General features: G+C 71.6%; 23 protein-coding genes. 12 read left to right on the top strand and 11 right to left on the bottom strand.

The window, feature by feature from the left end:
* Positions 1 to 250: 250 nt before the first annotated feature.
* The 6 genes from STRNI_RS34845 to STRNI_RS34820 all read left to right on the top strand — a co-directional run bounded on the left by STRNI_RS34845 (position 251) and on the right by STRNI_RS34820 (position 7,021).
* On the top strand, positions 251 to 1,012 hold the full coding sequence (locus tag STRNI_RS34845) for a DeoR/GlpR family DNA-binding transcription regulator (protein ID WP_018090765.1): 762 nt from the start codon (positions 251 to 253) through the stop codon (positions 1,010 to 1,012).
* Positions 1,013 to 1,180: 168 nt separating this feature from the next.
* Positions 1,181 to 2,596: an ABC transporter substrate-binding protein gene (locus STRNI_RS34840; RefSeq protein WP_381844367.1), complete on the top strand. Its 1,416-nt coding sequence runs from the start codon at positions 1,181 to 1,183 to the stop codon at positions 2,594 to 2,596.
* A complete protein-coding gene (locus STRNI_RS34835; RefSeq protein WP_277412630.1) occupies positions 2,577 to 3,560 on the top strand; it encodes a carbohydrate ABC transporter permease in 984 nt (327 codons plus the stop codon). Before STRNI_RS34840 ends, STRNI_RS34835 begins: the two co-directional genes overlap by 20 nt.
* A complete protein-coding gene (locus tag STRNI_RS34830) occupies positions 3,557 to 4,432 on the top strand; it encodes a carbohydrate ABC transporter permease (protein WP_277412629.1) in 876 nt (291 codons plus the stop codon). The genes STRNI_RS34835 and STRNI_RS34830 overlap by 4 nt, the downstream gene beginning before the upstream one ends.
* Positions 4,429 to 5,421, top strand: a complete 993-nt coding sequence (locus STRNI_RS34825) for a zinc-dependent alcohol dehydrogenase family protein (RefSeq protein ID WP_026169819.1) — start codon at positions 4,429 to 4,431, stop codon at positions 5,419 to 5,421. Before STRNI_RS34830 ends, STRNI_RS34825 begins: the two co-directional genes overlap by 4 nt.
* A gap of 124 nt (positions 5,422 to 5,545) precedes the next feature.
* The gene (locus STRNI_RS34820) at positions 5,546 to 7,021 is read left to right on the top strand and encodes a membrane-associated oxidoreductase (RefSeq protein WP_277412628.1); all 1,476 of its coding nucleotides are present in this window, start codon (positions 5,546 to 5,548) and stop codon (positions 7,019 to 7,021) included.
* 40 nt (positions 7,022 to 7,061) lie between these two features.
* On the opposite strand, the gene STRNI_RS34815 is transcribed toward STRNI_RS34820, so the two are convergent.
* Positions 7,062 to 8,510, bottom strand: a complete 1,449-nt coding sequence (locus STRNI_RS34815) for a DHA2 family efflux MFS transporter permease subunit (protein ID WP_277412627.1) — start codon at positions 8,508 to 8,510, stop codon at positions 7,062 to 7,064.
* A 23-nt stretch (positions 8,511 to 8,533) separates the two neighbouring features.
* Here STRNI_RS34815 and STRNI_RS34810 point away from each other — a divergent pair, with 23 nt between their 5' ends.
* A complete protein-coding gene (locus tag STRNI_RS34810) occupies positions 8,534 to 9,010 on the top strand; it encodes a MerR family transcriptional regulator (RefSeq protein ID WP_277412626.1) in 477 nt (158 codons plus the stop codon).
* Between the two features lie 25 nt (positions 9,011 to 9,035).
* Here STRNI_RS34810 and STRNI_RS34805 read toward each other — a convergent pair whose 3' ends face one another.
* The 5 genes from STRNI_RS34805 to STRNI_RS34785 all read right to left on the bottom strand — a co-directional run bounded on the left by STRNI_RS34805 (position 9,036) and on the right by STRNI_RS34785 (position 14,706).
* Positions 9,036 to 10,049 carry a winged helix-turn-helix domain-containing protein gene (locus tag STRNI_RS34805; protein WP_277412625.1) on the bottom strand — a complete coding sequence of 338 codons (1,014 nt, stop codon included), beginning with the start codon at positions 10,047 to 10,049 and terminating at the stop codon, positions 9,036 to 9,038.
* 166 nt (positions 10,050 to 10,215) lie between these two features.
* A complete protein-coding gene (locus STRNI_RS34800; RefSeq protein ID WP_274734170.1) occupies positions 10,216 to 10,689 on the bottom strand; it encodes an NUDIX hydrolase in 474 nt (157 codons plus the stop codon).
* Between the two features lie 5 nt (positions 10,690 to 10,694).
* Entirely contained in the window at positions 10,695 to 12,242 is a 1,548-nt protein-coding gene (locus STRNI_RS34795) for an ATP-dependent DNA ligase (RefSeq protein ID WP_277412624.1), read from the bottom strand.
* Positions 12,243 to 12,311: 69 nt separating this feature from the next.
* Positions 12,312 to 13,709, bottom strand: a complete 1,398-nt coding sequence (locus STRNI_RS34790; protein ID WP_277412623.1) for an FAD-binding oxidoreductase — start codon at positions 13,707 to 13,709, stop codon at positions 12,312 to 12,314.
* Positions 13,710 to 13,719: 10 nt separating this feature from the next.
* Positions 13,720 to 14,706, bottom strand: a complete 987-nt coding sequence (locus STRNI_RS34785; protein ID WP_229838297.1) for an antibiotic biosynthesis monooxygenase — start codon at positions 14,704 to 14,706, stop codon at positions 13,720 to 13,722.
* Positions 14,707 to 14,802: 96 nt separating this feature from the next.
* Here STRNI_RS34785 and STRNI_RS34780 point away from each other — a divergent pair, with 96 nt between their 5' ends.
* A complete protein-coding gene (locus tag STRNI_RS34780) occupies positions 14,803 to 15,369 on the top strand; it encodes a nucleoside deaminase (RefSeq protein WP_026169823.1) in 567 nt (188 codons plus the stop codon).
* 110 nt (positions 15,370 to 15,479) lie between these two features.
* On the opposite strand, the gene STRNI_RS34775 is transcribed toward STRNI_RS34780, so the two are convergent.
* Entirely contained in the window at positions 15,480 to 16,529 is a 1,050-nt protein-coding gene (locus STRNI_RS34775) for a hypothetical protein (protein WP_277412622.1), read from the bottom strand.
* Positions 16,530 to 16,835: 306 nt separating this feature from the next.
* On the opposite strand from STRNI_RS34775, the gene STRNI_RS34770 reads away from it, so the two are divergent.
* The gene (locus STRNI_RS34770) at positions 16,836 to 17,546 is read left to right on the top strand and encodes a histone deacetylase (protein WP_277412621.1); all 711 of its coding nucleotides are present in this window, start codon (positions 16,836 to 16,838) and stop codon (positions 17,544 to 17,546) included.
* Between the two features lie 118 nt (positions 17,547 to 17,664).
* Entirely contained in the window at positions 17,665 to 18,246 is a 582-nt protein-coding gene (locus STRNI_RS34765; RefSeq protein WP_159489545.1) for a dihydrofolate reductase family protein, read from the top strand.
* Between the two features lie 30 nt (positions 18,247 to 18,276).
* Here STRNI_RS34765 and STRNI_RS34760 read toward each other — a convergent pair whose 3' ends face one another.
* Complete coding sequence (locus STRNI_RS34760) at positions 18,277 to 19,101, bottom strand: HAD-IIA family hydrolase (protein ID WP_277412620.1); 825 nt, start codon at positions 19,099 to 19,101, stop codon at positions 18,277 to 18,279.
* Positions 19,102 to 19,246: 145 nt separating this feature from the next.
* On the opposite strand from STRNI_RS34760, the gene STRNI_RS34755 reads away from it, so the two are divergent.
* Positions 19,247 to 20,572: a phosphoribosyltransferase family protein gene (locus STRNI_RS34755; RefSeq protein WP_266441250.1), complete on the top strand. Its 1,326-nt coding sequence runs from the start codon at positions 19,247 to 19,249 to the stop codon at positions 20,570 to 20,572.
* Positions 20,573 to 20,665: 93 nt separating this feature from the next.
* On the opposite strand, the gene STRNI_RS34750 is transcribed toward STRNI_RS34755, so the two are convergent.
* The gene (locus tag STRNI_RS34750; protein WP_018090784.1) at positions 20,666 to 20,989 is read right to left on the bottom strand and encodes a putative quinol monooxygenase; all 324 of its coding nucleotides are present in this window, start codon (positions 20,987 to 20,989) and stop codon (positions 20,666 to 20,668) included.
* Positions 20,990 to 21,031: 42 nt separating this feature from the next.
* Positions 21,032 to 21,856 (bottom strand): hypothetical protein, encoded by an 825-nt coding sequence (locus STRNI_RS34745; RefSeq protein WP_018090785.1) that lies wholly within the window; start codon positions 21,854 to 21,856, stop codon positions 21,032 to 21,034.
* A 237-nt stretch (positions 21,857 to 22,093) separates the two neighbouring features.
* Here STRNI_RS34745 and STRNI_RS34740 point away from each other — a divergent pair, with 237 nt between their 5' ends.
* Positions 22,094 to 23,305 carry a serine hydrolase domain-containing protein gene (locus STRNI_RS34740; protein WP_159489553.1) on the top strand — a complete coding sequence of 404 codons (1,212 nt, stop codon included), beginning with the start codon at positions 22,094 to 22,096 and terminating at the stop codon, positions 23,303 to 23,305.
* A 99-nt stretch (positions 23,306 to 23,404) separates the two neighbouring features.
* On the opposite strand, the gene STRNI_RS41715 is transcribed toward STRNI_RS34740, so the two are convergent.
* Complete coding sequence (locus STRNI_RS41715) at positions 23,405 to 23,482, bottom strand: 50S ribosomal protein bL37 (RefSeq protein ID WP_370454205.1); 78 nt, start codon at positions 23,480 to 23,482, stop codon at positions 23,405 to 23,407.
* Positions 23,483 to 23,650: the final 168 nt, after the last annotated feature.

The following is a 23,650-nucleotide window of genomic DNA, read 5'->3' as shown; positions in this document are numbered from 1 at the left end:
CAACGGGCCGCCCCGGACGCCACCCCGGCCCGCCGCGCCCGTACGGACCCTCCCCACGTGCCGTACGGGCACCCGTTCGTGCGTGCGCCAAGCTGACAGGGCCCTGAAGCGGGCAGAAACGGGCAGGTTTTTTGCTGTTACGGGCAGCCTTTCGTGCCGCTCCGATTGCTATAAACCTGATGCGGGCGGAAACGGGCAGCTCCGTGACCGAACGCAGACCGAAGCACACAGAAAGCGGCAGGAGTGAGCCATGAGGGCCGAGGAACGCCAACAACGCATCCTCGCGCTCGCCCGGCAGTCCGGCCGGGTCGAGGTCGCCGAGGCCGCGTCGGAGTTCGGGGTCGCCCGCGAGACCGTCCGGCGCGATCTGAGCGAGCTGGAGCGCCGGGGCCTGGTCCGGCGTACGCACGGCGCGGCGTATCCGGTCGAGAGCGCCGGGTTCGAGACCACGCTGGCCCGGCGGGAAACCCTGCAGGTCGACGAGAAGCGCCGGATCGCGGCGGCCGCCGCGGCGCTGGTCGGCGAGGCCGAGACGGTGTTCGTCGACGAGGGCTACACCCCTGAGCTGGTCGCCACGCTGCTGCCCACCGACCGCCCGCTGACCGTGATCACCGCATCGCTGCGGACCGCCTCGCTGGTCGCGGCCTCCGAATCGACCACCGTCCTGCTGGCCGGCGGCCGGGTCCGCTCCGGGACCCAGGCGACGGTCGGGTCCTGGGCCCGCGACATGCTCGCCCGCTTCGTGATCGACCTGGCGTTCCTGGGGGCGAACGGCGTCTCCCGGGAGCACGGGCTGACCACCCCGGATCCGGCGGTCGCCGAGGTGAAGGAGCAGGCCGTCCGCTCCTCACGGCGGCGGGTGCTGGTCGGGGTGCACAGTAAGTTCGGCGCCAGCAGCTTCTGCCGGTTCGCCGAGGTACGTGATTTCGACACGATCGTCACCGACGCGGGGCTGTCCGCACCGGAGGCGCATCGCTACTCGCTCCTGGGGCCGCAGGTGCTCCGGGTCTGACCGCGGCCGGGGCCGCCGGACGACCGGCCCCGCACCACGGCACCACATCCCCCACAGCAGACCGTCGAAGGCCGGGCCCGCACCGCCGGCCGTCGGACGGTTCCCGGGCGTACCCGCGGAACGGCGCCGTACGCCCTGGAACCGCCGCTTGTGCGGCATTCGCCGGACATGCACGTCCTTCTTGTCCCCAGAAAGGTACGAGCCGTGAGAGCACGACCCCCCGGACCAGGCCGCGGCGGCCGCCCCCTAGGGCTGACCGCCCTCGCCGTGGCCCTGGCCCTTTCCACCACCGGCTGCTACCGCGGCGCCGGTGACGCGGGCAACGAGAGCCACCACAGCATCAACGTCCTGATGGTCAACAACCCGCAGATGGTGGATCTGCAGCGGCTCACCGCCGAGCACTTCACCAAGGAGACCGGCATCAAGGTCAACTTCACCGTGCTGCCGGAGGACGATCTGCGCGACAAGATGAGCCAGGACTTCTCCAGCCAGGCCGGGCAGTACGACGTGGCGAGCGTCAGCAACTACGAGACGCCCATCTACGCCCGCAACGGCTGGCTGACCGAGCTGGGCACCCGTGCCGCCAAGGACCGCGGGTTCGACCAGGGCGACATCCTCCCCCCGGTCCGCTCCTCCCTCACGGCCGCGGACGGCAAGATCTACGCACAGCCCTTCTACGGCGAGTCCTCGTTCCTGATGTACCGCAAGGACCTCCTCAAGGAGGCCGGGCTGACCGTGCCCGCACGGCCCACCTGGCACCAAGTGGCCTCCCTGGCAGCCAAGTTGGACGGCTTCCGCAAGGGCATGAAGGGGATCTGTCTGCGCGGCCAGCCGGGCTGGGGACAGCTGGCCGCCCCGCTGTCCACCGTCGTCAACACCTTCGGCGGGACATGGTTCACCAAGGACTGGCAGCCGAAGGTCGACAGCCCGGAATTCACCCGGGCCACCCGGTTCTATGTCGACCTGGTCCGCAAGCACGGTGAGGCTGGCGCCCCGCAGGCCGGCTACACCGAGTGCCTCAACGACATGCAGCAGGGCAAGGTCGCCATGTGGTACGACGCGACGGCCGGTGCCGGTTCGCTGGAGAGCGCCGAGTCCAAGGTCGCGGGCAAGGTCGGTTACGCACCGGCGCCGGTGGAGCGGACCCGTGACGCGGGCTGGCTCTACACCTGGGCGTGGGGCGTACAGAAGGCCAGTAAGCACCAGGACGCGGCGTGGAAGTTCATCCGCTGGGCCTCGGGCAAGGACTACGAGCGGCTGGTGGGCCACGAGCTGGGCTGGTCGAAGGTGCCCGGCGGGAAGCGGGCCTCCCTCTACCGCGATCCGGCCTACGTCAAGGCGTCCGGGGCGTTCGCCGGCCCGACCGAGCGGGCGATCCGCTCGGCCCGGCCCGGCGACCCCGGCGTACAGCCGCGCCCGGCGCCCGGCATCCAGTTCGTCGGCATCCCCGAGTTCGCCGACCTGGGCACCAAGGTCTCCCACGAGATCAGCTCGGCCATCGCCGGGAAGCAGAGCGTGTCCGAGGCCCTGAGGAACAGCCGGCGACCGGCGCAGGAGGTGTCCGATGCCTATACGGACCACTGAGACGGCCCCCGCGGCCGGGGTGAGGGCCGTGCCCCGCGGCGGCAGCCCCGCGGCCCGCGCCCGCCGCACCGAGCGGGCGAAGAACTGGGCCCGCCGCGCCCCGCTGCTTCCCGCGCTGGTCTTCCTGATCATCGTCACCCAGCTCCCGTTCGTGGCGACCGTGGTGATCTCCTTCACCCGCTGGAACGCGCTGGCCCCCGAGAACCGCGGTTTCGCCGCCCTCGACAACTACCGGGCCGTCTTCACCGATCCGGCGATGCGGGCCTCGGTGGGCACGACGGTGCTGCTGACCGTGACCGTGGTGCTGGTCAGCCTGCTGCTCGGGCTGGTTCTGGCGCTGCTGCTCGACCGTGGTTTCCGCGGCCGCGGCATCGTCCGCACGCTGCTCATCACGCCGTTCCTGGTCGTCCCCGTCGCCTCCGCACTGTTGTGGAAGCATGCGCTGTACAACGCCTCGTACGGGCTGCTCAACGGCTCGCTGACGTGGATCTGGCGGCTGTTCGGCAGCGATGACCCACCGCAGCCGGACTGGATGACCGATTCGCCGCTGGCCGCGGTGGAGGTGTCGCTGATCTGGCAGTGGACACCGTTCATGATGCTGATCCTGCTGGCGGGGCTGCAGAGCCGGGCGACGGACGCCATCGAGGCGGCCCGGATGGACGGCGCCTCGGCCTTCGACATCTTCCGCTATCTGACCCTGCCGCATCTGCGCCGCTACCTCGAACTGGCCGCGCTGCTGGGCACGGTGTACGTCGTGCAGAACTTCGACGCGGTGTTCACCATCACGTCCGGCGGCCTCGGCACGGCCAACCTTCCGTACACCATCTACCAGACCTTCTACCAGGCCCATGACTACGGACGGGCGTCCGCGCAGGGCGTCGTCGTGGTGCTGTGCTCGCTGCTGGTGGCGACCTTCGCGCTGCGCACCGTCTCGTCCCTGCTGCGCGAGGAGGTCACCCGATGAACCGCACTCCCCCGGCCCCGCGCCGCCCCGGCTCCCCCGCCGCTCGGCGCCGGCGCCGCACCGGCAGCCTGCTGGGCCTGGCCGCCTGGCTGTGCGGGATCGGCTTCTTCCTGCCCGTCGCCTGGATGGTGCTGACGTCCTTCCACAGCGAGACGGACGCGGCGACCAACCCGCCGAGCGTCGGCGCCGGGCTGAGTCTGCACGGCTACCGCGAGTTCTTCGGCGAGGGCAGCGGTGTCAGCCCCTGGCCGCCGCTGATCAACTCGCTGACCGCCTCCGTCGTCGCCACGCTGCTGGTGCTGCTGCTGGCGGTGCCCGCCGCCTACGCCCTCGCCATCAAGCCGGTACGGAAATGGAGCGACGTCCTCTTCTTCTTCCTGTCCACGAAGATGCTGCCGCTGGTGGCCGGGCTGCTGCCGATCTACCTCGTCGCGCAGAACACCGGGATGCTGGACAGCATCTGGCTGCTGGTCCTCCTCTACACCTCGATGAATCTGCCGATCGCGGTGTGGATGATGCGCTCGTTCCTCGCCGAGGTCCCGGTGGAGATGCTGGAGGCCGCCTCGATCGACGGTGCCGGGCTGACCACCACTCTGACCCGGATCGTGGCACCCGTCGCCATGCCGGGCATCGCGGCCACGGCCCTGATCTCCTTCATCTTCAGCTGGAACGAGCTGCTGTTCGCCCGGGTACTGACCGGCATCGTGGCCGGCACCTCGCCGGTGTTCCTGACCGGACTCGTGACCAGCCAGGGCCTGTTCCTGGCAAAGGTGTGCGCCGCCGCCACCGTCATCTCCCTTCCGGTGATCGTCGCCGGATTCGCCGCCCAGGACAAACTCGTCCAGGGCCTGTCGCTTGGAGCCGTGAAATGAAAGCCGCAGTGATCAGCGCCCCCGGCACGGTCGAGGTCGCCACCGTCGAGGACCCGACGCCCGGACCCCGCGAGGTCGTGGTCTCCGTCGCCGCCTGCGGGCTGTGCGGCACCGATCTGCACATCCTCCAGGGCGAGTTCGCCCCCACCCTGCCGGTCGTGCCGGGGCATGAGTTCGCCGGTACGGTCGTGGCGACCGGCAGTGCCGTCACCGAGCTCGCCGAGGGCGACCGGGTGGCCGTCGACCCCTCGCTCTACTGCTTCGAGTGCCACTACTGCCGCATCGGCCGCAACAACCTCTGTGAGCGCTGGGCCGCCATCGGGGTGACCACGGCGGGCGGAGCCGCCGAGTTCGCCGTCGCCCCCGTCGGGAACTGCGTCAAGCTGCCCGATCACATCCGTACCGAGGACGCGGCGCTGATCGAGCCGCTCTCCTGCGCGGTGCGCGGCTACGACATCCTGCGCTCCCAGCAGCTGGGCACCCGGGTCCTCATCTACGGCTCGGGCACGATGGGCCTGATGATGCTCGAACTCGCCAAGCGCACCGGTGCGGCCGGTGTCGATGTCGTCGACATCAACCCGCAGCGGCTGGCCACCGCCCGCACCCTGGGGTGCAGCGCCGCGGCCGGTTCCGCCGACGAGCTGGACCGCCCGCGCGGCTGGGACGTGGTCATCGACGCCACCGGCAACGAGCGCGCCATCCAGGACGCCCTGGGGCGGGTCGGCAAGGGCGGCACCTTCCTCCAGTTCGGCGTCGCCGACTACGCCGCCCGCGCCACCATCGAGCCCTACCGCATCTACAACCAGGAGATCACCATCACCGGCTCGATGGCCGTACTGCACAGCTATGAACGCGCCACGGAACTCTTCGCGGCGGGCGCCCTGGACCCGGAGGTCTTCATCAGCGACCGGCTCCCGCTGGACCACTACGCGGAGGCGCTGGGCCGCTTCCGGGCGGGCGAGGGGCGGAAGATCCTGGTACGGCCGTGAACCGGGCCCGGGGCGGGTGCGCAAGGCCCGCCCCGGGCCGACTCCATGGAGGCGCAGGGAAAGCAAGGCCCGCCGCACAGCTCTTGGTTGACAGCTCGTACACCCGCGCGACAGCATCCGGCCGGTGGAGATCACCGAGCTGACCCCAGCGGAACGCCGTGTCTGGCAGGCGTTCCCCCTCGGCGAGGGCGTCGACTTCCGGGAGAACGCCGACGAGGACGCCGCCACCGGCGCCGGCTGGGGCCCCGAGCGGACCGTGCGCGCCGCGGTGCTCCGGGTACTGCTGCTCAACGGGCCGTCACGGGACGGCGAGGTAGCGGGGCTGAAGCTGTGGGGCGCCCGCATCACCGGGGAGCTGAACCTCAAGTACGGCAGGGTCGAGCACCCGGTGCGGCTGCGGTCCTGCTACTTCGAGGAGACCCCCGATCTGTACGGCGCGACGCTGCGCATCCTGGCGCTGAACGACTCGGTCCTGCCGGGGCTCACGGCCGGACACCTCCATGTCGACGGAGTGCTGCGCCTCACCTGTTGCCGTGTCAAGGGGCCGGTGCGGCTGGCCGGGGCGCGGATATCCGGCGCGGTCTTCGCGAACGGGGCCCACTTCGGCGATCCGGCCGCCACGGAGCCGCCCGAGGAACCCGTTCTCCAGCTGAACCACGCCGACATCAGCACCGACCTCTGGGCTCCCGGCCTGGTCACCCACGGCCGGATCCGGCTGAACGGCGCCACCATCGGCGGACAGGTCACGCTCGACGACGCGCGGCTCAACGCCCCCGGCGGTCACGCGCTGGAGGCCGAGACCCTCGGCGTCGGCACCGACGTGCACGCGATGCGGCTGCGGGCCCACGGCCGGGTCGACCTGCGCGGTGCCCGGATCGGTGGCCAGCTCAACCTCGCCTATGCCGCCCTCGCCAACCCGGGCGGGGTCGCGTTACGCGTCAGCAGCTGCGTCGCGGGCGAGATGTGGCTGCGCGAGGCGAAGCCCGTGGTGGGCACGGTCAATCTGCGCCGCGCCCAGTTCGACGTCCTGTACGTCCCGCCGGAGGTCTGGCCGGACGAGGTCAAGCTCGACCGGCTCACCTACGGCTCGCTGCTCCCGCACCTTCCCGCCGAGGAACGGCTCCCGGTGCTGGAGCGCGAACGCGCGGGCTATGTGTCGTACTCGTACGAGCAGCTCGCCGGCGCATACCGCACGGCCGGGGACGAAGCCGCCGCACGCACCGTCCAGCTGGCCAAACTCCGCCGCCACCGCCGCACCCTGCCCTGGTACGCCAAGGTCTGGGGTCACCTTCAGGACGCCACGGTCGGCTACGGCTTCCGTCCCATGCGAGCCGCCGGCTGGCTGCTGGCCCTGTTGCTCACCGGCGCCCTCGCCTTCGCCCTGCACCCTCCGCGCCCGCTGAAGACCGACGAGGCCCCCGACTTCAACCCCTTCTTCTACACCCTCGATCTGCTGATGCCGATCATCGGCTTCGGACAGGAGGGGGCCTTCGCACCACGGGGCTGGTACCAGTGGCTCTCGTATCTGCTGGTCGTCACGGGCTGGACGCTGGCCACGACGATCGCGACGGGCATCACCCGCTCCCTGGCCCGCCAGTAGCGGGGTGTCCCCACCCGCGCCGCCCCGCGCAACTCCCGCCTCACGGATGGGGATCGGCCCGTGTGCCCGCGCGTTCGGCCGTGGCGCGTGCCCACCGGCTGGAGCTGATCACAGCGAGGACGATGATGCCCGCGCCGAGTACGACGAGCATCCACCACACACGATGCGCCGCGCCCGTGAACGCCGTTCCGCCCTGGGCGATCTGCGGGCCGATGAGGGTCCCGGAGATCGCGACGCCCAGTGTGGTGCCGGTCTGGCGACCGGTGGAGGCCAGCGAGCCGGCCAGCCCGGCCATCGAGCGGGGCATCCCGGAGATCGCCGCGTTGGTGATCGGCGGGTTGACCGCGCCGAGGAAGACACCGAACACCAGGTGTACCGCCAGCACGGCCGGCAGGGGGGTCTCCGGGCCGAGCCCTAGCGACATGCCGCCGCCGAGGGCCAGCGCCATCCCTGCCACCACCAGCGGTATCAGGGGACCGCGCGCGCCGACCGCGCGCCCGGTGAGCGGCGCCACCACCAGGACCGGCAGCCCGACCGGGAGCAGGCACAGCCCGGCCGCCACCGGGGACAGGCCGCGCACGTCCTGAAGGTACTGGGTGGTCACGAACAGGAACGCGCCGAAGCCGCACAGGGCGAACAGCGCCATCACGATCGCGGAGCTGAACGGCACACTGCGGAAGAGGCGCAGTTCCAGGAGCGGGTCGGCGCGGCGCGGTTCATATCCGAGAAGGCCCGCCACGCCGAGCGCGGCGACGGCGAGCAGCCCGATGATGACCGGCGAGGTCCAGCCGAGCGCGCTGGACTCGATGATCGCGTAGACGACGCAGCCCAGGACCAGGACCATCAGTACCTGCCCGACGGGGTCGAACCGGCGGGCCCGTTCGGCACGGGACTCGGGTACGAACAGCGCGGCGCACACGATCGCCACGGCCACGATCGGGACGTTGATCCAGAAGACCGACCGCCAGCCGAGGGCGTCGACCAGCCCACCGCCGAGGACCGGTCCCAGCGCCAGCGCCAGTCCGGACATCGAGGCGAAGACCCCGATGGCCCGTGCCCGTTCGGCGGCACCGGTGAACGTGGTCGCGACGATCGCCATGGCCACCGGGTTGAGCATGGTCCCGCCGACTGCTTGCAGGGCACGCGCCGCGATCAGCCAGCCGATGTCCGGCGCCAGTCCGCACAGCACCGACCCGAGGCCGAAGGCCGCGAGACCGGCCTGGAAGACCCGCCGCCGGCCGACCCGGTCGGCGGTGGCTCCGGCCAGGACGAGGAACGCGGCCAGCACCAGGGTGTAGGCGTCGACAGCCCACTGGCGGCCGGATTCGGAGGCGTGCAGGTCGCGGCCCATGCTGGGAAGCGCGACATTGACGATGGAGATGTCCATCACCACGACCACGATGCTCACGCAGCAGATCGCGAGCACCAGGGATTTGCGGCGCGGGCTCAGTCCGGCAGCCGCGGCGGGGGAAAGCACGGGTGAACTCATGGTCCGACGCTAGGATTTAGAGCGTGCTCGAAATCAAGCAGCACTCAGCATCGGGTGCCACCGAACCGAAGGCGCGCACCGGGACGGTGCCCGCGGAAGGCGTAACCATCGCCGAGGCGGCCCGCCGCACCGGGGTGAGCGCCCACACGCTCCGGTACTACGAGCGTGCCGGCCTGGTCGTCAGCCCGGTCGACCGTACGAGCGGCGGGCGCCGCCGGTACCACGAGCTCGACCTCAAGTGGATCGTCATCTGCACCAAGCTGCGCGCCACCGGCATGCCCATCAGGGGCATCCACCGGTACGCCGAACTGGTCGCCGCCGGACCGGGCAACGAGGCGGAACGGCTCGCCCTCATGGAAGCCCACCGCGCCGACGTCCTGGCCAAGCTGGCGGAGACGCAGGAGAACCTGAAGATGATCGACCACAAGATCGAGAAGTACCGGGGCAGCATGGCCGCGGGCGACGCCGGCCGGCTCTGGGCACCCGTCAGCCCCCCTTGAGCGGCGCGCGCCGCCCCGGCACCTCTCAATTCGGCAGGCGGACGGGGGCAAGTTCACCGTGCAGCAGCGCCGTGCCCAGCGGGGTGAGGGCGTGGATGACCGAGCCGCCGTCGCGCCGGCTGCGGGCCAGGTTGGCCTCGCGCAGGGCGCTCACGTGCTCGCTGGCCGACGGGGCGGAGACCCGTAAGCGGCGGGCCAGTTCACCCGTGGTGGCCGGTGCGTCGAGCGCGGCGAGGATACGTGCCCTGGTGCGGCCGAGGAGGGCGGACAGCGCCTGCGGATGACAGCTGCGGGTGGTGGCCGGTGCCCACGCCGTGGAGTGTTCCACGGGGTAGACCAGGACCGGCGGCAGACCGGGGTCGGCGAGGGCGATGGGTCTGCGCCAGCAGAAGTGGGAGGGGATCAGCCGCAGCCCACGCCCGCCCAGCCGCAGATCGCGGTCCTGGGGATAGTCGACGTACAGCACCGGCGGCTCCCAACGGAGCGCGGGGCGGAGGCTGTTGAGCATGCCGTCGACACCGCCCCGGCAGAGGGCGCGGGCGCGGGCGCCGCGGTCGGAGTCGACCGTGGCGGCCGCCTCCGTCCAGTCGGGGGCTATCACCGCGCGGTGCACCTCCTCCAGCGCGCGGGCCAGTTCGTCGAGCGGCTCCCGGCTCCCGGCGGCCAGCGCGGCGGCCCAGCGCGGGAGCCGGTCGGGCAGCGCGGCCCGGGCGGATTCCGCGGTCAGCCGGACCGGGGAGGTCTCCCGCAGCGCCGCCAGCCCGGCGGCCAGCCCGTCGCGGGCCGCGTCGGGGGTGAGGAAGTCCGGGAAGTAGCGGGCATCGGCCGGGGCCAGTGCGCTGATCAGCCGGGCGGCGCGGGTCAGTCCCCGGGCGTCCAGTTCGCGGCGGGCCCGGGCGCGCCAGGCGCCGTACACCGGTACCCCGCGCGCCGCCGGTGCGACATGGTGCAGGGCGAGCACCGTTTCCCACAGTGGATCGGGTGCGTCGGCTATCTGTACCCGCGCGATGTCCCGGTCTTCGAAGTGAATGCGCAACATGCGGCCCCCGCGGCATGCTCATGACCCTGTCGCCAGGGCCCCCCGTTCGGGACCTGGTCGGACGGCCCCGCCGCCAGACTGCCGGGTGTGGAACGGAGGTGTCCAGGGTGAGTTGTGGCGTGCCGCCCGCGGGGTGGTGAAGCCGGGGAGTGCGAGGCGCCCGCGGTCAGCCCCCGGTCGCGAGCCGGTCCGCCAGCCGCTCCAGGAACACCCGCTGGCCCGTCACCAGCCGCGCTCGCGCCTCCTCCGGGCCCCACCAGGCCACCCGGTCGATCTCCGGGAAGGTGCCGACCACCCCGGACCCGCGCGGCCACTCCATCTCGAAGGTGCCGGGCACCACCCGCTCCGGATCGAGATCGCTCTCGACGGCCCAGACCGTCACCACCTTGCCGCCCGACTGGCGGGCCTCGCCCAGCGGGAGACAGCGCCCTTCGGGAGGCGGGATGCCCAGCTCCTCCTCGAACTCCCGCCGGGCCGCGTCCCAGGCTTCCTCCGGTGGTACGTACTCGCCCTTGGGCACCGACCACGCCCCCGCCTCCCGCCGCTCCCACAACGGCCCGCCCATGTGCGCCAGGAGCACCTCGACACCGCTCGCCGTGCCCCGGTACAGCAGCAGTCCGGCACTGCGTTTCCCGGCCATGGCGGTTACGACGCCCCGCCGTCGTGCGCGGAGAGCACCGTCTCGACGGTGTCCGCCTCGGCCGCCGTCTTGTCCTCCCGGTAGCGCACCACCCGCGCGAAGCGCAGGGTCACGCCCGCCGGGTAGCGCGAGGAGGTCTGCAGCCCGTCGTAGGCGATCTCGACGACGAGTTCCGGACGCACCGTCACGACATGGCCGTTGTCCGCCACCGCGAGTTCCCGCAGCCGCTCGGTCTGCCAGCCGAGGGTGGCGTCGGTGAGCCCCTTGAAGGTCTTGCCCAGCATGACGAAGCCGCCGTCCGGTGCCCGCGCCCCGAGGTGGAGGTTGGACAGCTTCCCGGTGCGCCGGCCGTGCCCCCACTCCGCGGCCAGCACCACCAGGTCCAGGGTGTGCACGGGTTTGACCTTCAGCCAGGCGGCGCCGCGGCGGCCCGCGCTGTAGGGAGCGTCCAGCGCCTTGACCACGACGCCCTCGTGCCCCCGGCGCAGGGTCTCGGCCCAGAATTCCTCCGCGGCCGCGCGGGCGGCGGCGTCGGCCGGGTCGCCGACCACCTGGCGGCGCACCCGCAACGGTTCGGGAACCAGCCGGGCCAGCTCCGTATGCCGCTGCTCGCCGGGGAGTTCCAGCAGGTCGCGGCCGTCGACCGACAGCACGTCGAAGAAGACCGGGGACAGCGGCAGCGCGGCCCGCGCCGCGGAGACGTCCACCCGCGAGCCGAACCGTCCCGCGATCCGCTGGAACGGCAGGGGCCGGCCCGCGCCGTCCAGGCCGATCACCTCGCCGTCGAGGATGAAGCGGGTGGCGGGCAGGTCCCGGGCGACCGCGGTGATCTCGGGGAGCCGGTCGGTGACCTCGTCCAGGGTGCGGGTGTGGATCCGGACGTCCGGGCCGTCGCGGTGCACCTGGACCCGGATGCCGTCGAGCTTCTCCTCCACCGCACAGGCGCCGAGCCGGTCGACGGCCTCGGCCACCGACTTGGCGCTGTGCGCCAGCATCGGTCCGACGGGCCGGCCGACGGTGAGCCGGAACTCCGCGAGCGCCGGCGGCCCCTCGGCGAGCAGCGCCCGCGCCACGTCCGGCAGCGATCCCGCCAGCATCACGGCCCGCCGGACGTCCGCCGCGGGCACCTCGGTCGCGGCAGCGAGCCCTTCGGCCGCGATGGCGTCCAGCGCGCCCTGCCGCACCTCGCCGGTGAGCAGACCGGTCAGGAAGCGCTGCTCCTCCGCCGTCGCCGCGGCCAGCAGCTCCCGGACGCGTGCACGCCGCCCGGCCTGCGCCCCGGACCCGGAGACCCGCGCCAGGCCGGTCAGCGCGGTATCCACCTCACGTACGGTCAGCGTGGCGCGGTCCGCGGCCGGCACCGGCTCGCGCAGCACGCTCCAGCCGATCCCGATCCGCCCCTGGGGCAGCCGTCCGGCGAGATACGGGATGACCACGGGGACGTCCTCGGGCGCCGCGGCCCGGAACAGCCCGGCCAGCAGCGCGATCTTCCGCGAACGCGCCGAGGTCGCGGCGACGTCGGCCGACACCTGTGCGAGATGCGCCAGCAGCATAGGGCCATGGTGCCCCCGCGGCGCCGTCCCCGCTTGCCCGGGCGGCAAACCTGCGCCCCGGCCGCCCCGTCACGGGGCGAGGTAGGAATGGAAGAGGTTTTCCGGGTCCCACTGCGCCTTGATCTCCTGGAGGCGGTCCCAGGTGGCGGGGGCGTAGGAGCGCCGGGCCCGTGCGGGGCCGGCCTCCAGGTCCGTCTCGGCGATGTAGCGGCAGCCGTCGCCCCGCGGGTCCGCGGCGGCCATGGCGTCCCGCAGCCAGCGCGCATTGTCCTGGTCCCCGGCCGGGTCGTCCCAGATCGCGTAACACACGAGGTAGGACTCGCCGAGCGGGGCGAAGGCCATGTTCCGCAGCAGTGCGGGTTCCTGGGAGACCGGCTGTACGGGCGAGAGCACCAGGGACTTCCCGGAGGGGGCGTGGGCGACCGCGTCGGCGATCCGGGTCAGCTGGGTGGCGTGGCTCTCCGGCGACCAGAGGTTGTCCGCCGCATACCGGTGTGCGGGGGGCCAGATCGCCGCCGCGCCCTCGTGCAGGGCGGCGAAGGACACCGGAGCGGGCGGCTGCCGGGTGACGGCGCAGGCACCGAAGGGGCAGTCGGCGAACGGCTCCAGCGCCTGCCGGGCCTCCCGTTCCGTCGCGGCGAACGCGGTGGCGGCGACCGTGATCCGGGGTCCCCGCGGAGCACTTTCGGTCGGCGGTCCGGAGGACGCGAGGACGAAGGCGGTTTCGACGTACGGCGGGAGGCGGCGGGCGAGCGGCTCCGCCCACTCCGTCACCCGGCTGACCTCGTCCAGCGGGAAGGTGAGGCCGGTCGCCATGATCGAGGCGGGGTGGGGGTGCAGGGCGAGGCGGAATCCGGTGACGGCCGCGCAGAAACCCGGTCCGGCGCCCCGGGCGGCCCAGAAGAGTTCGGGGTACTCGGTGTCGCTGCAGATGACCGTCCGCCCGTCGGCGGTGACGGCCCGGATCTCCCGCACGTCGGCACAGGACGCCCCCCATGCACGGGAGTTCCAGCCGAGGCCGCCGCTGAGCAGGAAACCGCCGACCGCCACGGTGGGGCAGTGGCCGACGGGGAAGGCCAGGTCCTGCGGGGTGAGGGCCGCGACCAGGTCCTGACCGGTGGCGGCGGGCCCCACCGTGGCGGTCGGCGGCTCGCTGCCGTGCGCGGGCGTGATGGCGCACTGCCGGAGTCCGGAGAGGTCGAGCAGCAGGCCCCCGTCGCGCAGTGGTGCACCGGACCAGTTGTGCCCGCCGGAGCGCAGCGAGACCCGCAGGCCCTGGGCGCGGGCCCAGGTGAGGGCGTGCACCACATCCGCTTCCGTGGCGGCCCGCACGAGGACGTCGGGGAAGCGCCGGGGCGTGACCTCGTTCCACACCGCGCCGGTCCGGGCGTCCTCGTATCCGGGATCGCCCCGCCGGATCAGCGTGCCCTCGATGTCCGCCGCAACTGCCGCTCCCCGTGGGCGCATCGGGCCCTCCTCACCAGATCTGGCCGGTGATCATGCCGAAGACGCCGATGAACACCAGATAGCAGAACACCACCAGCGCGATGCCCAGCACCTGCGCCCGACGGGTGCGGACCCGGGCGGGCACCAGCCAGAAGGCGAACACCCGGTTCACCGTGGGCATCAGCAGCCAGGTCAGCGCGCTGACGCTCAGCACATTGGAGAGGAACAGGCCGATGTACTCCCGGATTTCGAGTTTCTCCAGTCCGTATCCCACGGTCAGGTTGAGCACCATCACCGTCGGATAGAGCGCCAGCAGAACGGTCATCGCCTGTTTCCAGTTGGGCGGCGCGCTCCGGTCCTCTCCGTGATCGAAGCGGAACCAGCCGCTGAACGACGAACCAACCTTGCGCACGTCGTAGGAGGTGAAATATCTGCTCCCCTCCTCCAACAGCTTCTTGCGCACGTCGGAGCCGAGCCAGTTGTCGAGGTACTCACGCGACTCGAACCGGAAGACGACAACCCAGTTCTCCTGGACGCCCGCCACCGGCGCGAACAGCTCGGAGCCCATAAAGCCCGGTGCCTTCTCCTGCTCCCCGAGCGTTTTCTCCTGCCAGTTGAGAAAGCCCTCTTCACAGCCCGGCTTCACCTCGTGGGAGATCACGGCCGTGACCACCTGGGGGGCCGGCTGGGCGGGACTGCCGCCCTGGAGCACCTCCTGCGTCGGCGGACCCTCGAAGAGTTCGTGGGCCTCGTCCAGCAACTCCTGCCGCCGGTCCGAATTCAGCCATGCGGTCAAGTAATCCATGGCGGAAAAGCGGAAAACGGCCACCCATTCGTTGGCCTCACCGGCGCCGGGCGGATAAACCTCGGCACCCACAAAACCCTCGAATTCGCGGGCCGCCGCATTCGTCCTGTCCTGCCAGCGCTGGTACTCGTCGGCCCGGCCTTCGCGCACCTTCTGCGAGGTCACGACGGTGGCGTTGAGGGCCGTGGAATCACGGCTTGCACGGGCACTCACATCGAGTAGCCTAGTACATAAGGGAATTACGGGGCAAATTGGGCATTTATTTCAGTCCGTTCCGCAGAGGAATCGATGCCGATCGGAGAGTCCGTGATGGAAGACAAAGAACTCCTCGCAGAGGCCGTACGGCTGGCCACGGAATCCGTGGAGAACGGCTGGGGCGGCCCGTTCGGCGCGGTGATCACCCGCAACGGGGACATCCTCGCCCGTGGGCAGAACCGCGTTCTGCTGACCGGCGACCCCACCGCCCACGCCGAGATGGAGACCATCAGCAAAGCCATCCAGGTCCTCAACCCTGAGGCTCCGACCATCGCCGTGGAGCATCAGAACGAGAGCACGCTGGAGTACGTCCCCCGGCCCGAAGGGTCACCGGACCCGGTGGCGGAGCGCGCCCGTATGCTCCAGGGCTGCTCGATCTACATCAGCGGTGCCCCCTGCCCGATGTGCATGAGCGCCATCTACTGGTCCCGGATAGACGCGGTGTACTACAGCTGCGACCTGGCGGACACCGCGCGGATCGGCTTCGACGACACGTTCCAGTACGAGGACTTCCAGCGGCCGCTCGACGAGCGACGGATCAAGATCGCACAGATCTACCCCGAGTTGGGCGCCAGTGCCTATGCGGCGTGGACCAACCGGCCGGACAGGCACGCGTACTGACGACGGATCACCGGCCGCCGCACCTGCGGGCAGACCGGTGTCCGTCGCGCGGCGGACCGCTGCCCCGCCCCAGCGCCTGAGCCGTCAGGAACGCAAGCGTTCCGGGCGGCTCACTCGTACATCACATACTCCGGCTGCGGCCGGAGGGCCAGCACCTCCTTCGGCGTCATGAGGCGACTGCCCTCGGCGTCCTCCTCGTAGAAGAGCTTGAAACCGGTGTGCAGGCCGTCGGGCAGGTCGTCGACCAGCTTGTGCCAGGTTCCGCGCTTCAGGCCGGGCGAGCCGATGCCGTCGGCGCTCTTGATCAGCGCCACACCGGGCTGGGGGCGCAGCGCCGACTGCTTGCTCACGACCGACGTGGCGACCTGGTGGAAGACCAGCGGCTTCTGCGGCAGATCGTGCGCCTCGACCAGCCCGGACAGATAGCGGGCGACCTCGGTCAGCTCATGGCCGTCGGTGTGCCCGTAGGTGTCGCCCGGCACCTCGCCGCGCCCCATCTCCCATTCCGGGTCGAGGGCGATCCCCACGTCCGGGTGGACGAGCCAGTCACGCAGCGCCTTGACCTCGTCGAGCACCCTGGCACGGCCCGGCTGGATGTTCAGCAGCAGCAGCCCGCGGCGGTCGCGCGCCACCCGGTGGAAGCGGCGGATGGTGGCGTCGGGCGTCCGTGAGCGGTACATGCCGTCCGGTCCTGCTGAGGAGTTGGCGACCGTCGCCAGGAGTTCGAGCGCCGGCAGCGGTTCCCGCCCCGCGGCGTAGGAGTGCGCCACCTTCTCCGCCTCGGCGGCCCGCCGCTTGGGGTCGCCGGTCCCGAGCCGGCCGAGCGCCGCGGCGCCGGGCAGTCCACAGAACCCGACCAGCCGGTACCGCGGGAACAGTTCCCGTCCCCCACGCGGGAGTTCGGGACGGCGTCGCTTCGTCGGGCCCGAGGGCGCGGAGCCGGACGGGCCCGAAGGGGAGGACGACCCCGGCCCGCCGGGTGGTGAGGCCCTGGACGCGGAGTCGGCACGCGAGGACGTGCCCGCGCAGGCCGTGAGCAGTCCGAGCCCGGCCGCTGTCGAGGCCGCGAGCAGCTGACGCCGGCTCGTGTGCGGCACCCTCGCGGGGCGGCCGCCCGCCGCCCCGGTCCTGCGTATCTCCGCGTCGGTTCGCCCTGGCATCTTGTCCACCACACTGCCTCCGTCCCCCGGCATCCGGCCGCCGGCCGGACACCGGTTGTCGTACGGACCGGTCCTGTCCGTGCAGTGCGCATCTCCAGACCCTCCGCGGCAAAACCCTGGGTGGTAACGATCAAGCCAGGTTGACCTCGCCGCTCGTCGGTATGTCACGCCCGTACGCCATCGTCCGTACGTCATCGTCTGTGCGTCAGCGCCCGTACGTCGTCGCCTCGCACGGCCGCCCGCTCGGCACGGCCGTGTCCCCGTCGGGCGCCGCGTCGGGCGGACCGGTCCGCGTAGCGTGAGGGCGTGATCAGGCCGCCCCGACGCCTCAAAGCCCTGGACGACGCCCCCGACGCCGTCCGGCGCCGCACCCCCGTACGCCACCTGTGGTACGCCGCCTACGGCTCCAACATGCATCTCGACCGGCTCACCGCCTACCTGGCCGGCGGCCGGCCGCCCGGCGGACTGCGCAGCTACCCGGGCTGCCGGGACCCGCGCGCCCCCGCCCGTACGGCACCGATCATGCTGCCGGGACTGCTCTACTTCGCCACCGAATCGCAGGTGTGGACCGGCGGCAGGGCCTTCTACGACCCCGACGCCCCGCCGGACGACCTGCCCGGAAGCGGCGAACTGCCGGTCCGGGGCTACCTTCTGACGCTCTCCCAGTTCTCCGATATCGCCGCTCAGGAGATGTACCGGGAGCCCGGCGAGGACCTCGATCTGACGGAGGCCGTCACCCGCGGCCGGTCCCGGCTCGGCCCCGGCCGGTACGAGACGCTGGTGTGTGCCGGGCTGCTGGACGGCTACCCGGTGCTGACCTTCACCGCCCCGTGGAGCAGCAAGGACATCGCCGTGAACCCTCCTGCCGCGGCCTACCTCCGGCATATCGGGGCCGGCATCGTCGCCTCCCACGGATGGAGCGCCCGCCGGGCCGCCGGCTATCTCGCCGGCTGCCCGGGAGCCGAGGGCCACTGGACGGCGGAGGAGATCGCGGCGCTGCTCACCGACCCGCCCTGACCGGCGGCCGGCGCCCGGCGCGCCGTACGGGCGCGTACCGGCCGCCGCCGCGTCCGCCGGGCACACTGGGGCCCTCCGGCCGGTGCCGGCCGGCCCGATGACTTCGGTGAGGTCCGCGATGAGAAAGATCATTCTGCCGTTGTCGGTGTCCGTTGACGGCTTCTTCGAGGGCCCGGACCACGAGATCGACTGGCACCTGGTCGATGACGAGCTGCACCAGTACTTCAACGACTGGCTCCGGCCGATGGGCGCCTTCCTGACCGGACGGGTCACCCATGAGCTGATGGCCGGATTCTGGCCCACCGCCGACGCCGACCCCGCCAATGCCGGCCCCATGGCCGAATTCGCCGGGATCTGGCGGGACATGCCCAAATACGTGTTCTCCCGGACCCTGGACGACGCCGGCGGCTACCACTCCACCCTCGTGCGGGACGTCGTCCCCGAGGAGATCATGGCGCTCAAGGCGCAGCCCGGCGGCGATCTGGTGCTGGGCGGCCCCAACCTCGCCGAGGCCTTCCGGCGGCACGATCTGATCGACGAGTACCGCCTCTTCGTCCACCCGGTCCTCATCGGCCGGGGCAAGCCCCTGTTCCGGACGGCGGACACCAGGACGCCCCTGGAACTCGCCGGGACCCGGACCTTCGGCAACGGCGTCGTCCTGCTCCACTACCGGCGCGCCGGGGCCGCCGCCGCGGGGTGATCCCCGCGGAACCGTGCCGAGGGCGTCGGCTCACGAGGCGGGCGGCTCCTGCGCACCGGGCAGACCGAGCAGGGCGGGCAGCTCGGCGAAGGAGTCGAGGACATGGTCCGGGGTACCGGTGGCCGCGCGGTGGGTTTCCGGCAGGTATTTGCCGGTCTTGACGAGCACCCCGGTGAGGCCGTAGCGCTGCGCCGCCAGCACATCCGACTCGATGTCGTCGCCCACCATCAGCGTTTCCGACGCCGGGGCGCCTAGCTGTGCCAGGGCGGTGGCGAAGAATGCCCCGGCCGGTTTCCCGGTGACCGTCGCCTCGACCCCGGCGGCCCGTTCCAGGCCCGGCAGAAAGGCCCCGGTGTCGAGGTCGAGCCCGTCCGCCGTACGCCAGTAGAGATTGCGGTGCATGGCGACCAGCCGGGCGCCGCGCTGCAGATGGCGAAAGGCGGTGTTGAGGGCCGGGTAGCTGAATTCCTCGCCCGCACCGCCGAAAACCACCACGTCCGGCGCCCCTGGGCCCGCCTCGCCGGTCCCTTCCCCGATGACCTCCACCCCCTCCAGATCCGCCCGGACCTCACCGCTGTTGATCAGCAGACAGCGTGCGTCCGGATGGTGTTCGCGCAGGTAGGCGGCGGTGGCGGCGGGTGCGGTCAGAATGTCGTCGACGCCGACGGGGAAACCTTCCCGGGCCAGCCGCCCGGCGACCACGGCGCGGGTCCGCGAGGTGGTGTTGGTGACCAGCAGCAGCGGGAGCCCGGCCGCGCGCAGCCGCTCCATGGCCGTGACCGCGCCGGGCAGCGCCTTCCAGGACACGGTGAGGACACCGTCGATATCGATCAGGACCGCTCCGATTCCCTTCATACGCCGACGGTAACCACGGTCGGCGGTGGCCGGGCGGACGGCCGGGCCCCGCCCGCGCCCGACTTGCGAAGTCACGATGAATGGGGTTATTTCGAAGTGAGGTGTGAACGCAGCTTCCGTCTCCCCTGGCTAGGGGGTGCACACTGTGCTGTTCACTGACCGCGCGGATGCGGGGCACCGCCTCGCCGAAGCGCTACGGCACCTGGAGGGGGAAGATCCCGTCGTGCTGGGCCTGCCCCGTGGCGGGGTCCCGGTGGCCTTCCAAGTGGCGCGGGCGCTCCACGCGCCGCTCGATGTGATCGTGGTCCGCAAACTGGGGGTCCCCTACCAGCGCGAGCTGGGATTCGGCGCCATCGGTGAGGGCGGCGTGCGGGTGATCAGCGACGACATCGTCCGCCGGGGCCGGCTCGAACAGGCGGATCTGGCCTCCGTGGAGCATGCCGAGGCCGCGGAACTCGCCCGTCAGGCGGAGCGTTTCCGTGCCGGGCGGCCGCGGCTCTCCCTCGAAGGCCGGACGGCGATCGTCGTGGACGACGGGATCGCCACCGGCGCCACCGCGGCGGCCGCCTGCCAGGTGGTACGCGCTCACGGCGCGGCCCGGGTGGTGCTCGCCGTACCCGTGGCGCCCCCGGACGCGGCCGAGCGGCTGCGCGGCGCGACCGATGAATTCGTCTGTCTTTCCACCCCGTTCGCCTTCTCCGCCGTCGGCGAGTGGTACCAGGACTTCTCCCAGACCCCCGACGACGAAGTCGTCTCGCTGCTGGCGCAGGCCGCGGCCGGGCCCGGTCCGGAGGGCTCCGCGCCGGACGCGGAGGCCGCGGCGGACGAGGAGGTCGAGGACGTCGAGGAGGAGGTGGCGATCGACGCCGCCGGGGTCCGGCTGACCGGGGACCTCAAGCTGCCGGCGGGCGCCCGGGCGGTGGTGATGTTCGCGCACGGCTCGGGCAGCAGCCGCCACAGCCCGCGCAACCGGCTGGTCGCCACGGCCTTGAACGAGGCGGGCCTGGGCACCCTGCTCTTCGATCTGCTCACCCCGGCCGAGGAAGCCCACCGGGCGAACGTCTTCGACATCGCCACCCTTGCGGAGCGGCTGACGGACGCCACCGGCTGGCTGCGCGACCGCACCGCCGTACCGGTCGGCTACTTCGGCGCGAGCACCGGTGCAGCGGCGGCGCTCTGGGCCGCCGCCTCTCCCGGCGCGGACGTCGGAGCGGTGGTCTCCCGCGGCGGCCGGCCCGACCTCGCCGGACCGCTGCTCCCGGGGGTACGGGCGCCGACACTGCTCATCGTGGGCGGCAACGACAGCCTGGTCATCGACCTCAACCGGGAGGCCGAGGCGGCGCTGCGCTGCACCACCCGCCTCGACATCATTCCCGGCGCCACCCATCTCTTCGAGGAGCACGGCGCCCTGCAACAGGTCGCCGACCTCGCCCGGGACTGGTTCATCAGCCACTTGGTGAAGGAGGCATAGCGGGTCCGGCGGGCCTCGGCGGGCCCGCTTCGGCCCTTCAGCCGGTGCTCCGGCGCCCTTCAGCCGAGGTGATCTCGCCCATCTCAGTCGATCTCAGTCGATGGTGATCTCACCCATCGCGCTCCAGCCGTCCGCACCCTCGATGGTGGTGCTCACAATGTCGGGGGTGCGGCGCAGCAGCGGGCGCATCTGCTCGATCCCGGCGCGGAAGTGGTCGGAATTCACATGCGCTTCGGCGGCGTCGTCCTTGAATGCCTCGACCAGGACATAGGTGTTCGGGTCCTCGATGCTGCGGGACCATTCGAACCACAGGTTGCCGGGCTCGGCGCGGGTCGCGTCGGTGAAGGGCTTGACGTGCTGCGGCCACTCTTCGGCGTACTCGGGCTTCACGGGAAACTTGACGACGATAAAGATCATCCGCCGATTCTAGATCACCTGGCACCCGGTGCCGTCAACCCCTTACCCCGAGGCGTCGGGTTCTGCCTCTTTGGGGCGGGACAGCGATTTGGCGAGCATCACCCCGAGCACGATCAGCACCACGCCCAGCCACACCGGCCCGGCGCCGAAGGCGAGCACCAGGATGCCCACCGGGGTCAGATAGCCCGCCAGCGGGATGAGGAAGTCGCTCACCGGGGGTTCGGGCGGGCCGGGAAGATTCCGTTCGCGCAGCGAACGCGCCCGCACCACGTCCGGGTACCACTCGGTGAACTGCAAGGCCGCGATGATGGCCCCGATTTGGATGATCCAGCCCGTCCACAGGTTATTGGAATTGTGCAGCACGAGGTCGCCGTACGCCCCCGCTATCGCCGCCACCGCGAATGCGGCACCCCATGCACCCGTGATGTAGTAATTGGTCCGCAGAAATCTGGGCTCGTTCCAGTACTCGCGAGGCACCTGTTCCCGGGCGTACTGCAGGGTGAACGGCACCCGGCACGCCATGGACCCGAGGGCGATCGCCATCAGTGCGATGTTCGCGACCTCCCCCGCATAATCCTCCAGCCAGCGGTATGCGCCCGGGGAGGCGAAGATGCCGATGACCGCCATCACCGCGAAGAACACCACATCGGCAATCTCAAGGATTTTGAAGGAGCTCCCGGGGCGGCGTATGCGGCCGACGATGACGAGCGCCACGGCGAGGGCCAGGGCTATGGCGACCGCCAGCTCGAAGCGGCCCGGCCCGACAATGACCGACATCGCGATCCAGGGCGACATGCCGATGACGGGGCTGTCGAGAAACTGCGACAACCGGCCCCCGGCGGCCTTGTCCGTCGTGCCGAGCGACATGGCAACAGCCCCTCCTGGGAGGCGAAACTCCCTTCCACGCTAAACCGCTGTCCGGGCTCCCTCTACTCGGACGCCGCCGCGGCGTGGGCCGGATGTGGGCGTGGGCCGGGGCGAGGGTCGGGCGTGGGCCGGGGCGTGGCTCGGGGTGCGTATCCGGGGGCGCATGCGGGGTGGTTCAGGGGCGGGTCAGGGAGGACCCTGACGACCTCGCGGCGCGCGAACGCAAAGCTGTTCGACATGAGCCTTTCTTCCTTGTCCCGCAGGGCAGTTGTGGGGGCCGCCCTGTCCGGTGCGGTGGTCGCCGCGACGGCGGGTCCGGCCCGAGCCGCGTCCCGTCCGGCCCCGGCCCCGTCGAGCGGTGGTCCGGCCCGTCGGATCCCGCCCGCTCCCGCCCCCGTCCCTCCGCTGAATGTGCCCGCGCTGCGTGCCGCCCTCTCCGATCTGGAGCACCCGCAGCTGACCGCGGCCCAGCTGCGGGTGACCGGTTCGGCCGGGCATTGGTACGGCAACGCGGGCGTCGCCGACCGGGCCACCGGCCGCGGGGTCCATGAGCGGGACACCTTCCGGATCGGCAGCATCACCAAGGTGTTCGTGGCGACGGTGGTGCTGCAGCTCGCCGCCGAGCACCGGCTGTCACCGGAGCTGCCGGTCCAGCGTCTGCTGCCCGGACTGCTGCCGTCGAAGTTCCCGCCGATCACGGTGTTACAGCTGCTGAACCACACCAGCGGGCTCCCCGACGAGCAGGACCCGCCCTACGACCCGACCTCCCCGGAGGAGATCGCCCGGCACCGCTACGACCGGTGGACGCCCGAACAGCTCGTGGCACGGGTGACGCACGGCCCCATGAAGTTCACTCCCGGCACCAAACAGGAGTACCGGAGCATCAATTACATCCTTCTGGCGCTGCTGATCGAGCGGCTGACAGGGCGCCGGTACGGCGAGGTGATCGCCCGTCGCATTCTGCGCCCGCTGGGCCTGCGGCACACCAGCGTGCCCGGCAACGACCCACGGATCCACGGGCCGCATGTGCACGGCTACATGAGGATGACGGACGGGTCCTTGCTGGACATCACCGAGTTCGACCAGTCGGCCGCCTGGGGAGGGGGCGAGATGATCTCCCACACCGGCGATCTGGACCGCTTCCTGACCGCCCTGTTCTCGGGCGAACTCCTGCCGCCCCATGAGCTGGAGCGGATGTTCACCCTGCCGCCGGATGAGGTGCGGATGGTGGACGGCGGCCCGGCGCGCTATGCCGCGGGCCTGCAGACCGTCACGATGAACGGCATCACCCTGTGGGGCAAGACCGGCGAGCGGTACGGCTATTGCTCGGCCATGGTCGCCACCCGTGACCAACAGCGCCGCGCGGTCTTCTCGTTCAACCCGACGCGGCGCGACGCCACCCAGATACAGGCCTCCCAGCGGATAGCCGAGGCGCTGACGAAGGCGTGAGCCGGGGCGTCCTACGGCTGTGGGCTCCGCGCGTCCGCGGAAGCACGGACACGGGGAGCCCACAGAAACCCCATCGGCGAGGTCGGTCGCAGCCTTCGCTCAGGACTGGGGCCGCTTGCCGTGGTTGGCACCGTTCTTGCGACGGGCCTTCTTCTTACGACGGCGCTTCGATGACATACGTCTCCTTCCTCAGTGACTCAGCGATGCTTTTCGCCGAATTTCTACCACTTCTCAACGGTATCTCGCCCGGCGATCACGAGGCCGCGTACCCAGGCCTGCGGGGCCGCACCCCCTCCCGGTTTGTGAATCACCCCACGGAAGTGCCGCCCGCCCGGTCCCGCACGG

Origin of the sequence: Streptomyces nigrescens (genome assembly GCF_027626975.1) — a bacterium.
GTDB classification, from domain to species: domain Bacteria; phylum Actinomycetota; class Actinomycetes; order Streptomycetales; family Streptomycetaceae; genus Streptomyces; species Streptomyces nigrescens.
This window is presented reverse-complemented; position numbering and strand designations above follow the sequence as displayed.